The organism is Flavobacterium endophyticum (genome assembly GCF_003634455.1).
Classification (GTDB): domain Bacteria; phylum Bacteroidota; class Bacteroidia; order Flavobacteriales; family Flavobacteriaceae; genus Flavobacterium; species Flavobacterium endophyticum.
This window is the reverse complement of record NZ_RBLC01000001.1, coordinates 1,573,223-1,590,437: the sequence shown is the minus strand read 5'-3', so window position 1 is coordinate 1,590,437 and position 17,215 is coordinate 1,573,223. Positions and strand designations below refer to the sequence as shown.

Sequence of the window (17,215 nt, the reverse complement as noted above, 5' to 3'; positions counted from 1 at the left end):
TAAAATATACAGAATGTCTACATTTTATAAACTAACAATAAAAGAAGTCAGGAGAGAAACAAAAGATGCTGTTTCTGTGTTGTTCAACGTACCAGAAGAATTAAGATCGCATTATAGTTTCGTCGCCGGACAATATATAAATCTAAAGTTGACGCTTGACGGAAACGAAATCCGTCGCGCCTATTCCATCTGCTCTTCGCCTGACAGCGGTGAGTTACGAATTGCAATCAAAGCTGTTTCAAACGGAGCCTTTTCTCAGTTTTCAAACAAGCAGTTAAAAGCCGGAGATACGATTGAAGTAGGTTCGCCAGAAGGAAAATTCATTTTTGAGCCAGACTCCAACAGGATAAAAAATTATGCTGCTTTTGTTGCCGGAAGCGGAATAACGCCAGTAATGTCGATACTTAAAAGCGTTTTAGAAAAAGAACCACAAAGCACTTTTGTTTTGATTTATGGCAATAAAACTCCAGACGAAACTATTTTTCATCAAGAATTGCACAGCCTGCAGCTCCAATATACCGGAAGACTGTTCGTACATTATGTATTCAGCCAGGCAAGAGCCGAAAATGCCTTATTTGGAAGAATCGAAAAATCCGCAGTGAATTTTGTATTGAAAAACAAACATGCTTCTGTAGAATTTGACAAGTTTTATTTGTGCGGTCCGGAAGAAATGATCAATGTCGTAAATAACGTCTTGAGGGAAAACAACATCAAAGAAAAGGACATTAAATTTGAATTGTTTTCTGCTTCGACTAAAGAAAATAAGATTGAAGAATCATTAGAAGGACATAGCAAAGTGACCGTTTTGGTAGACGATGAAGAAACTACTTTCGACATGTCGCAAAAAATGACACTTCTCGATGCCGCCTTAAAGCAAGGAATCGATGCTCCTTACTCTTGTCAAGGAGGTATCTGCAGCAGCTGTATCGCCAGAATTGTTTCCGGTACTGCCGAAATGAAAAAGAATTCTATCTTGACCGATCGCGAGATTGCCGAAGGATTGACCTTAACTTGCCAGGCACATCCAACTTCAGCAGAAATCTATATTGATTTTGATGATGTTTAATCGAAAAACATAAAATGGAAAGAGGCTCGAAAGGCCTCTTTTTTATTTCTTGGATTTCCAGATATAACCATCCAAAATATAATGTGTAAATTGAGGAACTGTCAATAAGGGAACCAAAACTATCTGCCAAGGCACTAGGTAATCCATCCCGTTATTGAAATTAAAATGTTCGTTCCATACTAAAATTTCCCAAAGGTATTCTTCTGTAAAAGCTAGAAAAAGGAGAATTCCAATATAAGTTAAGATTCCCAAAAGACTAGATAGCTTAGGTATCTGGAAAGAATGCTTGTTGTTGTTTTGATTAAAATAAATCAGGGCCATATAGGGTATTCCATGAGAAACAACATTGAGTAATGTAAATATCAAGTCATTATTGAAATATACTATTCCAAAATACCAAGATAAAATTGTTCCTATAATTATTACATTTTTAGGTATATTGAAATAACCTGTCTTTATAGAAAGATAAAATGTCCTTACCACATAAAAGGCAAGTATAGAATAATACATCCACGTAAAAAATTGAAGCAAAAGTGGATTCTGGTATGAAATAAATTCATTTTCCACAAACCAGGTAAACTTTCTAGACGGGCTCATGAACCAAAAAATCATAGGATAAACTGTTGCGGTATAAATGAAAAGGTTGTCTAGAAAAATAGTCCATTTTGTCTTGATTTCCTTCCGTGAATAAAGTCTCATGAAACCATATTGCTGTCGGATAAAATGAAACACGGCTATATAGGCCAAAACCGACCAAAATATCTTTGCGCCAAACAAGAACAATACAAAACCGATTAAAAAACAGAGAATAGGGAGAAGAAGTAATAGTTTTTTTCTCTTTTCGAATTCTTCTTTTACTAAATAGGTTTTAAATAATGTAGCATAAACATGTGCTACGTCAATAAAGACAATCAACAGCAACCATGTAAAAAAAGAATGGTTTTCTTCCGCTTCTTTTAGAAAACCTTGAAACAAAAACACAACGCCAAGCACAAAAAACTGCGGAAATAGAATTAAGGGAATATCCGTTTTCGGTTTATTGATCCAGGGCTGTCTCATTCAAGTATTTTATTTACTGCATTAATTCCTTGGTGAAAAGCTTCTTCAAAAATTGAGATTCCCGATAAATCGCTATGGGCAAAGAAGATTTTGTTTTCAATGGCTCGTGAAGCTTCAGCCCTTGAATTTCCAGATAAAAAACCAGGAACTGGGCTAATCATTCCATGTCCTATTCTTTGAATATCTATTTCTTGTATAACATTCTCAATATCAGGATGTGCTATTTTTAAGTCATTAATAATTAATTCTTTCCAATAATCTTCTGGTTTTGTCAGCAATTCTTTTCTTGATCTTTTCAAATCATTTGTTGAAAAACTGTAATAATAGGTAATTACTTTTTTCTCTTGAATCTGCCCTAAAGATTCGTGCTGATTATAAATATACCCCAATCCTTTTGCCCCATATATAACATTGTCCCAACACAGAGGATAGCTATTATTGTCGTCTAAATCAATAACCGTCATTGTTGCCAATAACCAAGGTGCATAATGAAAATCTTTCGTGATATTTAGTCTATCAGGAAGCAAATAGCTATTGATAAATTGTGGTGTTGCAAAAATTACTTTTTTTGCTCTAATAGACACAGACTCTTTTTTGAAATCATCGTAGGCCTTAACAATTACATTTTCTCCTTCTAGCTTCGTTTCATAGACTAAATGATTAGTAAAGATCTTATCTTTTGAATATTCTTTTAAATGATTCATTAATCTAGCGTTTCCTTCTGGCCAGGTCAATACATTTTCTGTCTTTTCTTTTGTGGCATTGTGCTTTCGAGAGGCAAAATAATGAATTCCAGCCCAAGAAGAAATAAAGTCGATTCCCAATCCAAAATCGTCACGACAACAATAATTTACATACTGATATAATTCTTCAGAAATGAATTTATTATGTATTAGCCATTCCTTCATTGAGATTTTATCTAAGAAATCAAAATTTCCATCCTGCGAGGAGCTAGCAAGAGGAATATCAAAAATATATTTTTCGTCTTTTCCTCTTTTCTCTCTATAATCTGCCATCTTTTCAAAAAATCTATTGAATTCAGCCTCAGCTGTTTTGGTAATGCCAAATTTAGGCACTAAGCTTTCCTGCCAAGTGTTCTTAAAAAATAATCTTTCCTGAGGCATAAATGTTAGCTGCTCTTCATCAAAAATTGGAAAACCTTCCTGATAACCGGTAATGATTTGGGATTCTTCTAAGAATTGTACTAATTCCTTATCATGGATATTTGGCAATGGCAGATAATGAGCCCCTAGTGGATATTTTGAATATTTATTTTCTCCATTTCTAGAATTTCCGCCTGCACTGGATTCTAGTTCGAGAATCAAAAAATCTTCAATGCCTTTTTTTTTAAACTGCCTTCCGGCAGAAAGTCCAGAAATTCCACCGCCGATTATAAGATACGGAATTTCAATTGTCTTGGAAATTTTCGGAAAATCTTTAGTTCGGAGACGATGTCCTAAAATATGATTCGTTCCAGAGAGCCGAATCGCAAAAGTGATTACTTTTTCTTTGCAAGCATTGAAAAACGTGGGAATTGATGCTAGAATTATTCCAGCAGAAATCGATTTCAGAAATGTTCTTCGTGTTCTCACATTATAATTTTCCCCATTCTTCATCAAAATACCTCACTAAAATTTGATTATCTAATCTATTAATTTCTATATCTTTAGCAATCATATCTTTAGGAAAGAAATTTAATTTCTTATATTGGTAATCATAATATTTCAATCCGCCGACTTTGCGACTCACTTTACTAAAATCTGTATTGCTATTATTGGAAGCGATGGTATAACCCCATTCCCCAAAAGAGGGTACATAAACGTGATAGGCATCTGCATTTGGAAAAATTTCCTTAACTGTGTTATTAATGCACCAAAATGATTTAGGCGCAAAATAAGGCGATGTAGTCTGAATTACAACTACTGTCTCTGGAGTTGCAATTTTTTTTAAGGATTTGTAAAAATTTAAGGAGTATAACTTACCTAAGCTATAATTTGATGGATCAGGAAAATCAATAATAATCACATCATATTTGTTTTTCTCTTCTTTTGCCCACAAAAAAGCATCTTTATTAAATACTTTTACTTTAGAATCTGTCAACGAATTATGATTGAATTTTTTTAAGATGGTATTGGAGGCAAAAAGCGATGTCATTCCTTCGTCCAAATCTACCAACGTAATGTTTTTGACATCCTTATATTTTAGAATCTCCCTGACGGCAAGGCCATCACCACCGCCTAAAACTAAAATATTTTCAATGTTTTTTGCAGTTGCCATAACAGGATGGACAAGGGCTTCGTGATAACGATATTCATCTGCAGAACTGAACTGTAAATTATTGTTTAGGTATAATTTGTAGTCATTCTTTGTATGTGTTAGAACGATTCTTTGATAAGGTGTTGCTTTCGTGAAAATAATATTTTCTCCATACAGCTTTTGTTCTGAATAAGATAGTATCTGATCCGAAAAAAGGAATGTAAAAATTAAAACCAGAAAAGCAAAAATGGCTTTAAATTTCAGCAATATTGGGCGTTTTAGATCTTTTGATAACAAAAAACATAATGCAATCGCTACGGAAATATTTATCATGCCGAAGAAGAGCGAGGTTTTCATAACACCAAATTTAGGCACCAATACCAAGGGAAATAAAACAGAAGCCAACAAAGCTCCTATATAATCAAATGTAAAAACATTTGAAACCAGATCGCTGAATTTTACTTTTTCTTTTAGGATATTCATCAAAAGTGGAATTTCCAGACCTACCAGACATCCTGTTACAAAAACTAGCAGATATAATATAAATTGGAAATAATCGACTTTTTCAAACAAGATGAATAGAATAACGGAGCTCAATCCTCCAATGAGTCCCACTAAAATCTCAATTTCTACAAAAGTATTCAGTTGGTTCTTTTTGACGAATTTGGCAAAAAAAGAGCCAATACCCATCGAGAACAGGTATACTCCAATAATAAACGAGAACTGCTTGACAGAATCGCCCAAAAGATAGCTTGCTAACGTTCCGGCAACCAACTCATAAATTAATCCGCATGTAGCAATAATAAATACTGCAAAAAGTAGCAGGTATTCAAACTTCAAAAAGTTTTTAGCCATGAATTGCTGCGCTAATAATTATTGAGATTCCAATAATGAAAGCTCCAAATACAATAGCCAAGGCTGTGTTTTTGTTATTTACGATTTCTTTCCATGTGTTTTCTGGGGTCATCTTTTCAAGAAGAAGATAACTGACAACCAAAACAAATATTCCGATTCCTGAAAAAATGAGCGAGTTGATTATTCCTTTTACTAGTATATATTCCATAATTTGTTGATTTATTTGTGATAAAAGCGGGTTATCCCGACGCGGCCATTATTATTTGAGCTATATTTTTCTGTCGATACGCAATCGCAAATCCTATTTCCGGAAAAAGTAAAAAATAAAAACAAACCATAAACAAAAAGTCCAATCAGAACCGACCATTTATTGTTCATAATAAAATTCTTTATTGAGCTGCTATCCATAATTCTCTTAATTAAAATGGAGAAAAATCACTGTTTTCCCACCGTCTACTTTCAAAATTTTTATTTGCAAAAAAGATAATAACCAATGCGATTCCCATAATCAATATCGAAATAAAAAAATTCCATAATGACGGACTTTTCCAGACTGCTTTTACCGTTATGCGATCATTTAATGTGTCATCTGGCTGTTTTTGGGGAGTAATGACTAGATGGTATTTCCCTTCACCAACCCCGCAAATGTTAAACTCTTCATTTCTTCCTCCTTCGCTCCAACTTTCGCCATCTGTATATCCATGATAATATTCAATATCCTGGTTTGCATATTCTTCTTCATTGGTAATTTCATTAACTAATGCAACTTGAGCATTTGCCCATGAATTGTCTACTTCGGAATTTATGCTGATTGTTAAGGGTGCTGAAGCTCCTTGTAAAGTAAACGATTCCGAAACAAAATCTTTATTGTTATATTCCGTGAATGAAAAATTCCGTGAAAGCACTTCGGTCTCTACCCTATTTTTATTTACAATGAGTTGCGTAACTAAAATCAGAATGGCAATAGAGCAGAAAACTAAAATTCCATTATGAAAATTAAAAAGAAAAGGCTGTACAGATCCCACACCATATCTTCCTGGTAATTTAGGATTATTGAATGCTTTTTTTACTTCATTTTTAGTAAAATGCCTTCCAAAGTAAGTGGTTTCAACATTTCCAAACTTCTCGATTGAAACCATATAGGGCGGTTTGATATATTCTATAATCTTAATTTCGATATCTGGTACTTTATCATCAAAAAAACCATAAGCGGAGTCTACCCTACAATGTGTGTTTTCGTATAAATCATACGATATTTCATTATATGTTAGCGTCTTATATCTTCGAGAAACATCATATCTTTCAGGAATCTCTTCTAATAAAATCCAATGTCCTTCCGACTCAGAAAGATATAGATAGTTATCATCCTTCGATTTTAAGGTATATTCTCTCCAATAATGAATTGCATGGAATTTCTTGATGAGCATACTGATAATTTCATACTCAACTCCATCAATAATACCTTTCTTTCCTATTTCTAATAAAGGATTTATAGATTTATAATCAAATTCTTTTACAAAGTTTAATTCTTCTTTAATTTCAAACAAACTCCTGCAATTAGGACAGCCAAAGTATTTTATTTCAAAATTGCTTTCGATAGAAGTAGCTGTACCACATTTTTTACACGTTATATGCATACCCTATCTATTAACTTCGATTTGTTTTAAAATTTTGGCTCCAAAAAAAGTAATATAATCTTGAGCAATATTTCTGACTTTTTGAGTATTGTCTTGTGAATAATTACACAAATAAATATCCAAGGCAAGATTCTGGTTTTCAGGCCAGGTATGTACACAAATATGAGATTCCATCAAGCAAAAAGCGACTGTATAACTTTCATTATCAAAAACATGAGAGGCAATCCCCACTTTTTCTAGAGTATATTTTTTAAGTATTGTCTCAGTAAAATCTATAAACTGACTGATTTCAATAAGTTTTTTATAATCTTCCACATGAAGGGTTAGTAATGTATGTAATCCCAGTGGGCTAGCTTGAATAGTCATAAAAACAAATAGATTTGCAGGAAGCCAAAATAGGAATATTTTTTACAGTAAATAAAAAAACTACTGCTTTTTTTGTGAAATATAAAAGGCTATCATTCCGTTGAAAATATAATTTAGACTTTATTGAAGAAGAAAAAGCTAATCCTTAGTTATTTTAGCTGATCTTGGATTACAGCCACGACTTTTTCTATAGGAATGCTTCGCATAGCATCTTCATAGCCCTCTACTTTTTTATTGCCATAAATTGAAGTCGGAAGCAGCGGATATTTTCCTCTATCGGAAACTATCGCTGTATCCATCGTCTGGTTAAAAGACAAGAATCCGGCGTACGGGTGTGTTGCGCCCCAAAGCGTAATTACCTTTATGCCTAGCATTGCCGCGATATGCGAATTGCCCGAATCCATTGAAAGCATTACGTCAAGGTTCGAAATAATCTTTAGTTCTTCCTCGAATTTTAATTTACCAGCAACAGTAATCACATTTTCTTTTCCAGCGGCGAGCTTATCTAATATTTCAATTTCTTTATTCCCTCCACCAAACAGAAATATTTTATAATCTTGATTTTCGGCAAGTTTGTCGATGACTTGCTGCATCAAGTCTTGCGGATAAACCTTAGAATCATATTGGGCAAAAGGAGCGATTCCGATCCACTTTTTGTGCTTTTCTCCAGTAAGATTTAGAATTTCTTCTGTCAGATCAGCTTTTTTTGGAAAAATCGGATTTTCAAGACGTATTTCAAAGCCAAGTTCTTTAAAAACTTGCTTATGCCTTTCAAACATCGATTTTACCGGCTTGAAAATTTTATTTTCTACTCTTGTCAGCGCTTTCTTTTCTGCGCGTCCTTTGTCAACAAAAGCTGTTTTTTTGCCGCTCCATGCAAAAAGACTCCTCACTATTTTAGAACGAAGAACATTATGTAAGTCCGCAACAGCGTCAACCCCTAATTTTTTCAAATCTTTATACAATCGTATCAGTCCGAAAAAACCTTTATGTCTTTCTTTCAGATCGATTGCAAAAAAATCTAGGTTAGGAATTCCGTCAAAAAAAGGCTTAAAAAAAGGACGAGAAACTACGGTAAGCTTCACATCAGGATACTGTGCGGCAAAAGCTCTCAATACAGGAACTGTCATGGCAACATCTCCCATGGCAGAAAGTCTAAAAACTACTATATGCTTGATTTTTCGCATCTTTTAGAAATAAAAAAGACTTTTAAGAAACAGCTTGTCTCAAAAAAGTCTCTTGTCTTATTTGTTTTGCTTCATTCCGCTTAAGCCTTTCCTGATAAAGAAAACGCCAAATAATGCGAGAACGATTAATTTTAAAGGTTGGGATTGGTGCTGGCTTTCTAAAAAAAGCATTTCATATAGTACATATATAAATGCAAGGAAGGTCACGCCATAGACAATCTTGAAAAACAGTGGCTCGGAACTAATAAAATTCTTTTCTGCCATCCGTCTTTATTTTTTATTCTGATACAAAATCGGATTCAGATCATCGTCATTGTACATCTTCATCTGTTTGTAAACTTTCATGAACTTGTCTCCGTTTTCAATATCTGTAAGCAGATCGTCGATTGCTGTTGATAAATCCGAACGCTGTTCCAAAAGAACATTTAGTTTAGTCTGACATGCATTTCTGTGTTCTGGAGAAGCATCAGCTCGTGTTGCTTCTTCATGCATATGGTAGATTTTCAAAGCTAGAATAGACAGTCTATCAAATGCCCACGCAGGACTTTCTGAATTAATCTTGGCATTGTCTTTTACTTTAACACCGCTATATTTTTTCAAGAAAAAGCTATCGATAAATTCAACCATGTCTGTTCTCTCTTGGTTTGAAGCATCGATTCTGCGTTTTAATTTCAAAGCTTCAACAGGATCAATATTTGGATCACGGATTATATCTTCAAAATGCCATTGCACAGTATCAATCCAGTTTTTCAGATATAATAGATGTTCAAATGTATCATTTGAATAAGGGTTGCTGATAGGCTGGTCCACGTTGTCATATTTATGATAATCCTGGATGCTCTGCTCAAATACTGAATACGCTAATTTTGAAAACATATATTTACAATTAAAATACAAATATACTTTTTATACCTTTATGGCTGGTAAAAATTTCAGATTTCAGAGCCTTGAATTCCAAACCTTACACTTATAAAACTATGCAAGTACATTATTTATCAGAAGCCAACAGCGTACTGAATCATTTCTTGGGCCAAATCAGAAATGTCAATGTCCAAAAAGACAGCATGCGTTTCCGCAGGAATATTGAGCGGATTGGCGAAATAATGTCGTATGAATTGAGCAAGAACCTTCATTATAAAGATGTAGAAATCCAGACGCCGCTTGGCATCAAAAAGACTACCGAAATTCAGGATGACTTAGTATTATGTTCTATTTTAAGAGCTGGACTGCCTCTACATCTTGGTTTTCTGAATTATTTTGACAGCGCGGAAAACGGATTTGTATCGGCTTACCGCCATCATTATAATAACGACGATGCATTTGACATAAAAGTAGAATACCAGGCTGTTCCGAGCATCGAAAACAAAAATCTTTTATTGATCGATCCAATGCTTGCGACAGGCCAGTCTATGGTTGCTGTTTTTAATAAACTGATGGAAAAAGGAACTCCAAAAGAAGTGCATATTGCTGTCGTGATCGCTGTTCCGGAAGGAATTTCTTATCTCCAAAAACATCTCCCAGATTATTGCCACCTGTGGGTCGCTACTTTGGACGAAAAGCTGAACGAAAAAAACTATATCGTGCCAGGCTTAGGAGATGCAGGCGATTTGGCGTATGGCAATAAGTTATAATTGCGAGAAAAAAGTCAGTACGCTACAGCCGACAATTACATAAACAAAAGTTTCTTTCAGCCAATTGACCTGCATGGACTCAATATGGTTGGTCGCCATGATGGCCACTGGAGCAAACGTATAGATCAAAAGACTATTATTCTTGTCCGAAGAAATCAGGAAAACAACCGCACCGATAATAAATGCGACAATAATTTTCTTGTAGGACGATTGCATATTCAACGGTTTATTAGGCAATGTCAAGGCTTGCGTAATAAAAAAGAAGGTTGCAGTAACTAGGTATAATGAAAGGGCAAAGTTCTGATAATTATTCGTAAAATAATTGAAATTGAAATCAATCAAAGCGCTGTCAACTATCGTTTCTATCAAGCTTTGGTCAAAAATTAAAGCATACATCAATGCTATGACTCCTACAGCAAAAAAGGAAATAAAAGGCAGTACCCAGTTTCTATAATCTCTCGAGACATGAAAAAGGATGGAGACAAAAACAATCAAAATGAACAAAATACTCCAAAAGTGAAAGATTGCCGCTAGAAAAATCCAAAGCGAAGCATCGAATATTTTTTCTTTAGGCGTGAGCAGCGATTGCAAAGAAATCAATCTCCGCAACGCCAAGAGTATAAAAAAATTAGAAATAATGAGATTTGTGTTGACTAATGTTGTCGGAAATAAAATCAGGAATGAAAAGAAGAAAAGAAAGGTATAGCTATTGTCTTTGCTCAATCCATTCTTTTTGGTCACGAAGTTTATGATAAAAAGCGAACCTATCAAAAGCAGCAGAAGTCCAGTTCTGGTCATAATTCCATTAACAGAATCAACCAATTCTGGAGCTTTTTGAAGGTATAAAAAATAGCATATAACCAGAAGCGCTGAAATAATTATATAATTTAACGGTCGAGATTTGCTAAAAACGCTTGTTATCATAAGGATATTTTATACTTTTGCAGTGTAAAGATACTACTTGTTCTAAAATGAACTATTATAAAGTTAGTCTGTACAAAAATTTTAGAAGATTCATAAAATAACAACATAAAGAAACGATATGAAATCATTTTTTGAAGGAATACAATATTTATTCGTAGACATTTTGTTCAAACCGCTTGACTTTTTCAGAGCTTTAGAACTAAAAAACTGGTGGGCTGCCAACACATTGAACTGGATTTTTATGATTATTTGCGCAGTAGCAATTGTTTACTGGATCAAACAGCTGCAATTACACAAAGCTAATAACGATGAATTTCAAGATACTACGGCTCATTCTTTCTTAAAATAAGCCGAACTTATTATAATGAAAATCCGAGAAGCGATAACTATTGCTTCTCGGATTTTTTATTGGATTATAAATCAAACCCGATATCTTTTCGGAAATACATCTTCTCAAATTTCAGCTTGTCGATATTTTGATAGGATTTTTGTATCGCTTCTTTAAAGTTATCGCCGTAAGATGTTACCGCCAAAACCCTACCACCATTGGTTACTACTTGTCCATCAACGGTTTTAGTTCCCGCATGGAAAACAATAGAATCGGTAACATTTTCGATTCCAGAAATTGCTTTTCCTTTTTCATACTCTTCCGGATAACCACCAGAAACGACCATGATAGTCGTAGCGCTCCTTGGATCGACTTCTAAAGAAACTTGATCCAGCTTTTCGTCAGCCACAGCCAAAAATAGTTCTACTAAGTCAGATGTAAGCCTCGGAATTACAACTTCTGTTTCTGGATCGCCCATTCTGACGTTGTATTCAATTACCATCGGCTCATTCTTCACATTGATCAAACCGATAAATACAAAACCTTTGTATTCGATTCCATCTTTTTGCAAACCGTCAATTGTCGGTTTTACGATTCTATTTTCGATTTTTTCCAGCAAAACAGCATCAGCAAACGGAACTGGGGAAACTGCTCCCATACCGCCTGTATTCAAGCCGGTATCGCCTTCACCAATTCTTTTGTAATCTTTTGCCGTAGGCAGAATCTTGTAGCTTTTACCGTCAGTCAAAACAAAACAGCTAAGTTCTATTCCGTCTAAAAATTCTTCGATGACCACTTTTGAGCTCGCTTGTCCAAATTTTTCATCAACAAGCATATTCTTCAATTCTGCTTTTGCTTCTTCTAAATCTTGGATAATTAGAACTCCTTTCCCTGCCGCCAATCCATCTGCTTTCAAAACATAAGGAGGACTCAACGTTTCTAAAAATTTTTGTCCTTTTTCTAAAGTTTCTTTGGTAAAACTGCCATAAGCTGCCGTAGGAATATTATGTTTTACTAGAAATTCTTTTGCAAATTCTTTGCTTCCTTCTAATTGAGCGCCTTTTTTTGACGGACCTATAACGGGAATATTCTGTAGTGCCTCATCATTTTTGAAAAAATCATAAATTCCAGCCACTAAAGGATCTTCGGGACCCACAACAACCATTTCTACTTTTTCTTGGAGTACGAAATTTTTTATCGCTTCAAAGTCAGTTGGACTAATATTGATATTTTTTGCAATTGCTTCTGTACCAGCATTTCCAGGTGCCACAAAAAGTTTTGAGCATTTATCGCTCTGCAGCATTTTCCAAGCCAAAGCATGCTCTCTTCCGCCAGAACCTAATAATAAAATTGTCATTGTTGTGTAGTTTGTTTAATATGTGCCAAAATTAATTGCTTTTGAACATAAAAAATAATTAATTTACTAAAAACTATCAACTTTCGACTGTGTTTAAACTATTTGACTTTTCCTTGAAAATTAGTGGCTTTCCGATAAAAGAGGCTCAGCTGGAATTTGAGAATATTCTTAATATTCCTGAAGCCAGCTATGAGCATTATATTCTTGGGAAAAGAAAAGAAATTGTCGATTTTCACTTGAATAACAATCATTTTTATAAGCAACTGGCTTCTGGAAAAACTTCTGATAATTGGAATAGTTTGCCTGTAATTACTAAAAAAGATTTACAACAACCATTGCAACAAAGGCTCTCCAAAAGTTTTGATCATAAAAAATTATTTATCAATAAGACTTCGGGATCTAGCGGAGATCCGTTTATTTTTGCAAAAGACAAATACTGCCATGCGATGACTTGGGCTTCAAACATGTATCGTTTTGGATGGCACGGTATTGACTTCAACTCTTCTTTCCAAGCACGGTTTTATGGAATTCCTTTGGATTTTATCGGAAATAAAAAAGAACGCTTGAAGGACTTTCTGGGACATCGGTTTCGCTTTCCTATTTTTGATTTATCGGATGCTGTTTTGGAAAAGTTTTTAAATCATTTTCGCAATAAGAAATTCGATTACATCAATGGATATACGAGTTCTATCGTATTATTTGCCAAATATTTGGAACGAAAAAATATCTTACTAAAGGAGATATGTCCGACACTAAAGGTATGTATAGTGACCTCTGAGATGCTTTTTGAGAAAGATAAAATCTTAATGGAAAAGCAATTTGGAATTCCTATTGTCAATGAATATGGTGCTTCAGAACTGGACCTGATTGCTTTTGAAAATTCCAAAGGAGAATGGCAGGTCAATGCCGAAACCTTGTTTGTTGAAATCTTGGACGATGCCAATCAGCCGGTTCCTAATGGAAAAGAAGGTCGTATTGTAATCACATCGTTGTATAATAAGGCCCATCCGTTCATCCGATATGATATTGGAGATATTGGAATTTTAGCTATAGAAAGTACTTTTAAAAAGCCAATTCTCAAGCAATTGATTGGTCGAACAAACGATATCGCCATCCTTCCAAGCGGAAAAAAATCACCCGGACTGACTTTTTATTATGTGACGAAAAGTATCATAGAAGACGATGGAAATGTAAAAGAATTTATCGTAAAGCAGACAAAAATTGATTCGTTCGAGATAGAGTATGTAAGCGAAAAAGAATTGTCTTTGGAACAGATTTCTAAAATTGAGGACGCTATTTCCTTATACTTGGAGCCAAATCTGAGGTTTGTATTTGTGCAAAAGACTTCTCTGGCACGTACTAATCGAGGAAAGCTCAAACAGTTTCAGTCATTACTTTAGTTTACGTTTTTTCACATATTTCGGCTTGATAAAAAAATGCACGAACAGGAAGCCGATCATGCAACCTATTGAAACGATAACATTTAATTTATGGAAGTTTCTATATACATTATAATTATGTCTCAATAACGCTGTCTTTGAAGCTGAAATAGAATTTTCTCTGATTCTATAAATTGCCAAGTTTTCAGGAACTGGTTTTGCGGTTTTTGTTTTTTTCAAGATTGTGAGCCACATCATCCAATCTTGGCGCTTTCTAATGGAAGAAATTGTTATTTTTCCTAAAAAGGCCGAATCGTAAATACCTGTCAGATTTCCAATCAAATTGCTCCAGAACAATTGGTGATAAGTAAGGATTTTTGGTGCTTCGATTATTTTACCTAAAGCATTACCATTTTCATCCATACATTCATAAAATGAAAAAGTGAAAGGCTGGTTTTCCGAAACCATGAATTTTATCTGCTTCTGAAGCTTTTCGGGCTTCCATAAATCATCTGAATCAAGAAAGGCAATATATCTACCCTTGGCTAGAGAAACTGCTTTATTTCGAGCAATTCCGGTTCCGTAATTTTGCTTTTGTTGATGTAGCTGGATTCGTTTATCATGAAGATGACTTTCAACAATGGAAATAGTCTTATCAACAGATCCATCATCGACTATAATCATTTCCCAATTTTTGTAGGTCTGATTTTGAACCGATTTGATAGTCTCTGAAATAAATTTTTCTGAATTGAAAGAAGGAGTAATAATGGAAACGAGATGTTCTTCCATTGCTAATAGGCTTTTTCTTCTCCTTTTATTGCGTTGACTACTGTAAGGAAGATAATTTTTATGTCTAAAAGCAAAGACCAGTTTTCAAGATAAAAAATATCAAATTTTACGCGATAAATAATATCCTTATCGCTCTCTACTTCTCCACGGAAGCCTTTAGTCTGGGCAAGTCCCGTAATACCTGGCTTGATAAAATGGCGCACCATAAATTTGTCGATTCTCCTGGCATACATTTCCGTGTGGCTTACCATGTGCGGTCTTGGTCCAACAACCGACATATCTCCTAATAAGACATTAAAGAATTGAGGTAATTCGTCTATGCTGGTTTTTCTAATGAATTTCCCTACTCTTGTTATTCTTGGGTCATTTTTAGAAACTTGATATAAATCTGCTATCTCATTTAGTCTCATCGAACGGAATTTATAGCAATAGAATTCTTTGTAATTCAATCCGTTTCTTTTTTGCTTAAAGAAAACACTGCCTTTTGATTCGATTCTTATCAATATGGCTAAAATCGGTATTAGCCATGATAAAATACCGATAATGACAACTAAAGAGAAGATAATATCAAATGCCCTTTTAATAACTTTATTTGCCGTTTCGTCTAACGGTATGTTTCTGATTGATATAATTGGAATGTAATCATAATAATCAAAAATTAAATTTCTCGCCAAGACTTCTTTATTGTCCGGAAGAAATTTTAGTATTTTTAAATTATTGTCTGTAAAATCAATAAATTTATTTACCTCAGAATTTGATAATTCTGCAAGGGAGCAATAGATTTCATCAATTTTATTTTCCATGACAAAATTGAAGCATTCTTCAACTTGTTCCCTTTTGTTTGGGACAAGAGTAAACTTTTTTTCCAGTTTGTAACCATAATCTGGATTTTCATTAAAGAACTCTTCTAGCTGAGTTACACTTTTTCCATTACCAACAATAACAACTCTTCGAAAGTTTCCTCCAAAAACAACCCTAAACCTTCTTAAAGAAAAATAAATAAAAAATTTTGCAAGGCCTACAAGAATGAGCGAAAATGAAACAAATTGAATCATTTTTGAAGGCTCTGAAAATTTCAGATAAAATCCTATAAAGGCAAAATTTATAAGTAAGAAGAAGAAATATTGCTTTAGTATACTGCTAAAGATTTCAATGACTTTTGTATAACGATATACTTCATAAAATCCAATATTCCAAGCAATCACCAGCCACGAGATTGATATAAAAAAGTGATATCCTAATAAATTTAATGTTTGTGGCAATAGGAAGTTTGCTAGGATATTGATAATAATCAAATCCAGCATATATGAAAATGGCCTGATGTAGCCAGAATATCTTCCTGTTTTTTTGCGCACTTAAAAAATATATTTTGAAAAATCTTTATGTTCTTCCTTCAACAATTCTTCTGATGATAAAGATTTAAAATATTCATAGGTAATTCTCATTCCCTCGGATCTTGACACTTTGGCTTCCCAGCCTAGCAGCTCTTTGGCTTTTGTTATATCAGGCTGTCTTTGCAGCGGATCGTTTATCGGCAGCGGATGATATACCACTTTTTGGTTAGTACCTGTCAACTTGATAATTTCTTCTGCGAAATCCTTGATCGTTATTTCATCTGGGTTTCCAATATTAACTGGAAGCGAATAATCAGAATGTAACAGCCTATAAATTCCTTCTACCTGATCGTCTACATAACAGAAAGATCGGGTCTGCATACCGTCGCCAAATATAGTCAAATCTTCTCCTCTTAAAGCCTGTCCGATAAATGCTGGAATCACTCTACCGTCATTTAATCGCATTCTTGGTCCATAAGTGTTGAAAATCCTGACTATTCTGGTTTCAACACCATGAAAAGTGTGATATGCCATTGTAATAGATTCTTGGAAACGTTTTGCTTCATCATAAACACCTCTTGGCCCTATCGTATTTACGTTTCCGTAATATTCTTCTGTCTGCGGATGAACCAGTGGGTCTCCATAGACTTCAGATGTAGATGCAATCAAAATTCTTGCTTTTTTTACTCTTGCCAATCCTAAAAGATTATGAGTGCCTAAAGACCCTACCTTTAATGTCTGTATAGGAATTTTAAGGTAATCTATAGGACTTGCTGGGGAAGCAAAATGTAATATATAGTCTAACTTGCCCGGAATATGAACAAATTTGGTAATATCGTGATGGTAGAATTCGAAATTCTCAAGCTTGAATAAGTGTTCGATATTTTTTAGATCACCCGTAATGAGATTATCCATTCCAATTACATGATATCCTTCTGCTATAAAACGGTCACATAGATGGGATCCTAAAAATCCAGCCGCGCCAGTTATAAGTATTCTTTTCATATTACCTTTTTTGGCAGAAATCAACTTTCAATTCAACGCAAA

18 protein-coding genes are annotated in these 17,215 nt (G+C 34.3%); 4 read left to right on the top strand and 14 right to left on the bottom strand.

What is annotated here, in order from left to right; all coding sequences use genetic code 11:
* Positions 1–13: 13 nt before the first annotated feature.
* Positions 14–1,066: a ferredoxin--NADP reductase gene (locus tag CLV94_RS07260; RefSeq protein WP_121375741.1), complete on the top strand. Its 1,053-nt coding sequence runs from the start codon at positions 14–16 to the stop codon at positions 1,064–1,066.
* Between the two features lie 42 nt (positions 1,067–1,108).
* Here the strand turns inward: CLV94_RS07260 and CLV94_RS07255 are convergent, their stop codons facing one another.
* From CLV94_RS07255 to CLV94_RS07210, 9 genes are all read right to left on the bottom strand, one after another.
* Positions 1,109–2,125 (bottom strand): hypothetical protein, encoded by a 1,017-nt coding sequence (locus tag CLV94_RS07255; protein WP_121375740.1) that lies wholly within the window; start codon positions 2,123–2,125, stop codon positions 1,109–1,111.
* A complete protein-coding gene (locus CLV94_RS07250) occupies positions 2,122–3,741 on the bottom strand; it encodes a flavin monoamine oxidase family protein (protein ID WP_121375739.1) in 1,620 nt (539 codons plus the stop codon). Before CLV94_RS07250 ends, CLV94_RS07255 begins: the two co-directional genes overlap by 4 nt.
* A complete protein-coding gene (locus CLV94_RS07245; protein WP_121375738.1) occupies positions 3,719–5,236 on the bottom strand; it encodes a polyamine aminopropyltransferase in 1,518 nt (505 codons plus the stop codon). The genes CLV94_RS07250 and CLV94_RS07245 overlap by 23 nt, the downstream gene beginning before the upstream one ends.
* Complete coding sequence (locus CLV94_RS07240; protein ID WP_121375737.1) at positions 5,229–5,444, bottom strand: DUF350 domain-containing protein; 216 nt, start codon at positions 5,442–5,444, stop codon at positions 5,229–5,231. Before CLV94_RS07240 ends, CLV94_RS07245 begins: the two co-directional genes overlap by 8 nt.
* Positions 5,445–5,655: 211 nt before the next feature.
* Positions 5,656–6,783 (bottom strand): DUF4178 domain-containing protein, encoded by a 1,128-nt coding sequence (locus CLV94_RS07230; protein ID WP_170148762.1) that lies wholly within the window; start codon positions 6,781–6,783, stop codon positions 5,656–5,658.
* Between the two features lie 93 nt (positions 6,784–6,876).
* Positions 6,877–7,239, bottom strand: a complete 363-nt coding sequence (locus tag CLV94_RS07225) for an S-adenosylmethionine decarboxylase family protein (RefSeq protein WP_121375734.1) — start codon at positions 7,237–7,239, stop codon at positions 6,877–6,879.
* 149 nt (positions 7,240–7,388) lie between these two features.
* Complete coding sequence (locus tag CLV94_RS07220) at positions 7,389–8,426, bottom strand: glycosyltransferase family 9 protein (protein ID WP_245982480.1); 1,038 nt, start codon at positions 8,424–8,426, stop codon at positions 7,389–7,391.
* Positions 8,427–8,483: 57 nt separating this feature from the next.
* Positions 8,484–8,690, bottom strand: coding sequence for a hypothetical protein (locus CLV94_RS07215; RefSeq protein WP_121375733.1), 207 nt, complete (start codon positions 8,688–8,690; stop codon positions 8,484–8,486).
* 6 nt (positions 8,691–8,696) lie between these two features.
* The gene (locus CLV94_RS07210; RefSeq protein ID WP_121375732.1) at positions 8,697–9,302 is read right to left on the bottom strand and encodes a DUF4254 domain-containing protein; all 606 of its coding nucleotides are present in this window, start codon (positions 9,300–9,302) and stop codon (positions 8,697–8,699) included.
* A gap of 101 nt (positions 9,303–9,403) precedes the next feature.
* Between CLV94_RS07210 and upp the strand changes: the two genes are divergently transcribed.
* Positions 9,404–10,057 carry a uracil phosphoribosyltransferase gene (gene upp, locus CLV94_RS07205; protein WP_121375731.1) on the top strand — a complete coding sequence of 218 codons (654 nt, stop codon included), beginning with the start codon at positions 9,404–9,406 and terminating at the stop codon, positions 10,055–10,057.
* On the opposite strand, the gene CLV94_RS07200 is transcribed toward upp, so the two are convergent.
* On the bottom strand, positions 10,052–10,981 hold the full coding sequence (locus CLV94_RS07200) for a DUF6427 family protein (RefSeq protein ID WP_121375730.1): 930 nt from the start codon (positions 10,979–10,981) through the stop codon (positions 10,052–10,054). The genes upp and CLV94_RS07200 overlap by 6 nt on opposite strands.
* A 118-nt stretch (positions 10,982–11,099) precedes the next feature.
* Between CLV94_RS07200 and CLV94_RS07195 the strand changes: the two genes are divergently transcribed.
* Positions 11,100–11,330, top strand: a complete 231-nt coding sequence (locus tag CLV94_RS07195; protein WP_121375729.1) for a DUF6341 family protein — start codon at positions 11,100–11,102, stop codon at positions 11,328–11,330.
* 64 nt (positions 11,331–11,394) lie between these two features.
* Here the strand turns inward: CLV94_RS07195 and purD are convergent, their stop codons facing one another.
* Complete coding sequence (gene purD / locus CLV94_RS07190) at positions 11,395–12,666, bottom strand: phosphoribosylamine--glycine ligase (RefSeq protein WP_121375728.1); 1,272 nt, start codon at positions 12,664–12,666, stop codon at positions 11,395–11,397.
* 89 nt (positions 12,667–12,755) lie between these two features.
* Here purD and CLV94_RS07185 point away from each other — a divergent pair, with 89 nt between their 5' ends.
* Entirely contained in the window at positions 12,756–14,066 is a 1,311-nt protein-coding gene (locus tag CLV94_RS07185) for a phenylacetate--CoA ligase family protein (protein WP_121375727.1), read from the top strand.
* Here the strand turns inward: CLV94_RS07185 and CLV94_RS07180 are convergent.
* Genes CLV94_RS07180 through CLV94_RS07170 form a run of 3 tightly spaced genes read right to left on the bottom strand, consistent with a single transcriptional unit; the run spans position 14,058 to position 17,173 of the window.
* Complete coding sequence (locus CLV94_RS07180; RefSeq protein WP_121375726.1) at positions 14,058–14,834, bottom strand: glycosyltransferase family 2 protein; 777 nt, start codon at positions 14,832–14,834, stop codon at positions 14,058–14,060. The two genes, CLV94_RS07185 and CLV94_RS07180, sit on opposite strands and share 9 nt — an antisense overlap.
* Positions 14,835–14,836: 2 nt before the next feature.
* Positions 14,837–16,189, bottom strand: a complete 1,353-nt coding sequence (locus CLV94_RS07175; RefSeq protein WP_121375725.1) for an exopolysaccharide biosynthesis polyprenyl glycosylphosphotransferase — start codon at positions 16,187–16,189, stop codon at positions 14,837–14,839.
* Positions 16,190–17,173 carry a UDP-glucuronic acid decarboxylase family protein gene (locus CLV94_RS07170; RefSeq protein ID WP_121376257.1) on the bottom strand — a complete coding sequence of 328 codons (984 nt, stop codon included), beginning with the start codon at positions 17,171–17,173 and terminating at the stop codon, positions 16,190–16,192.
* Positions 17,174–17,215: the final 42 nt, after the last annotated feature.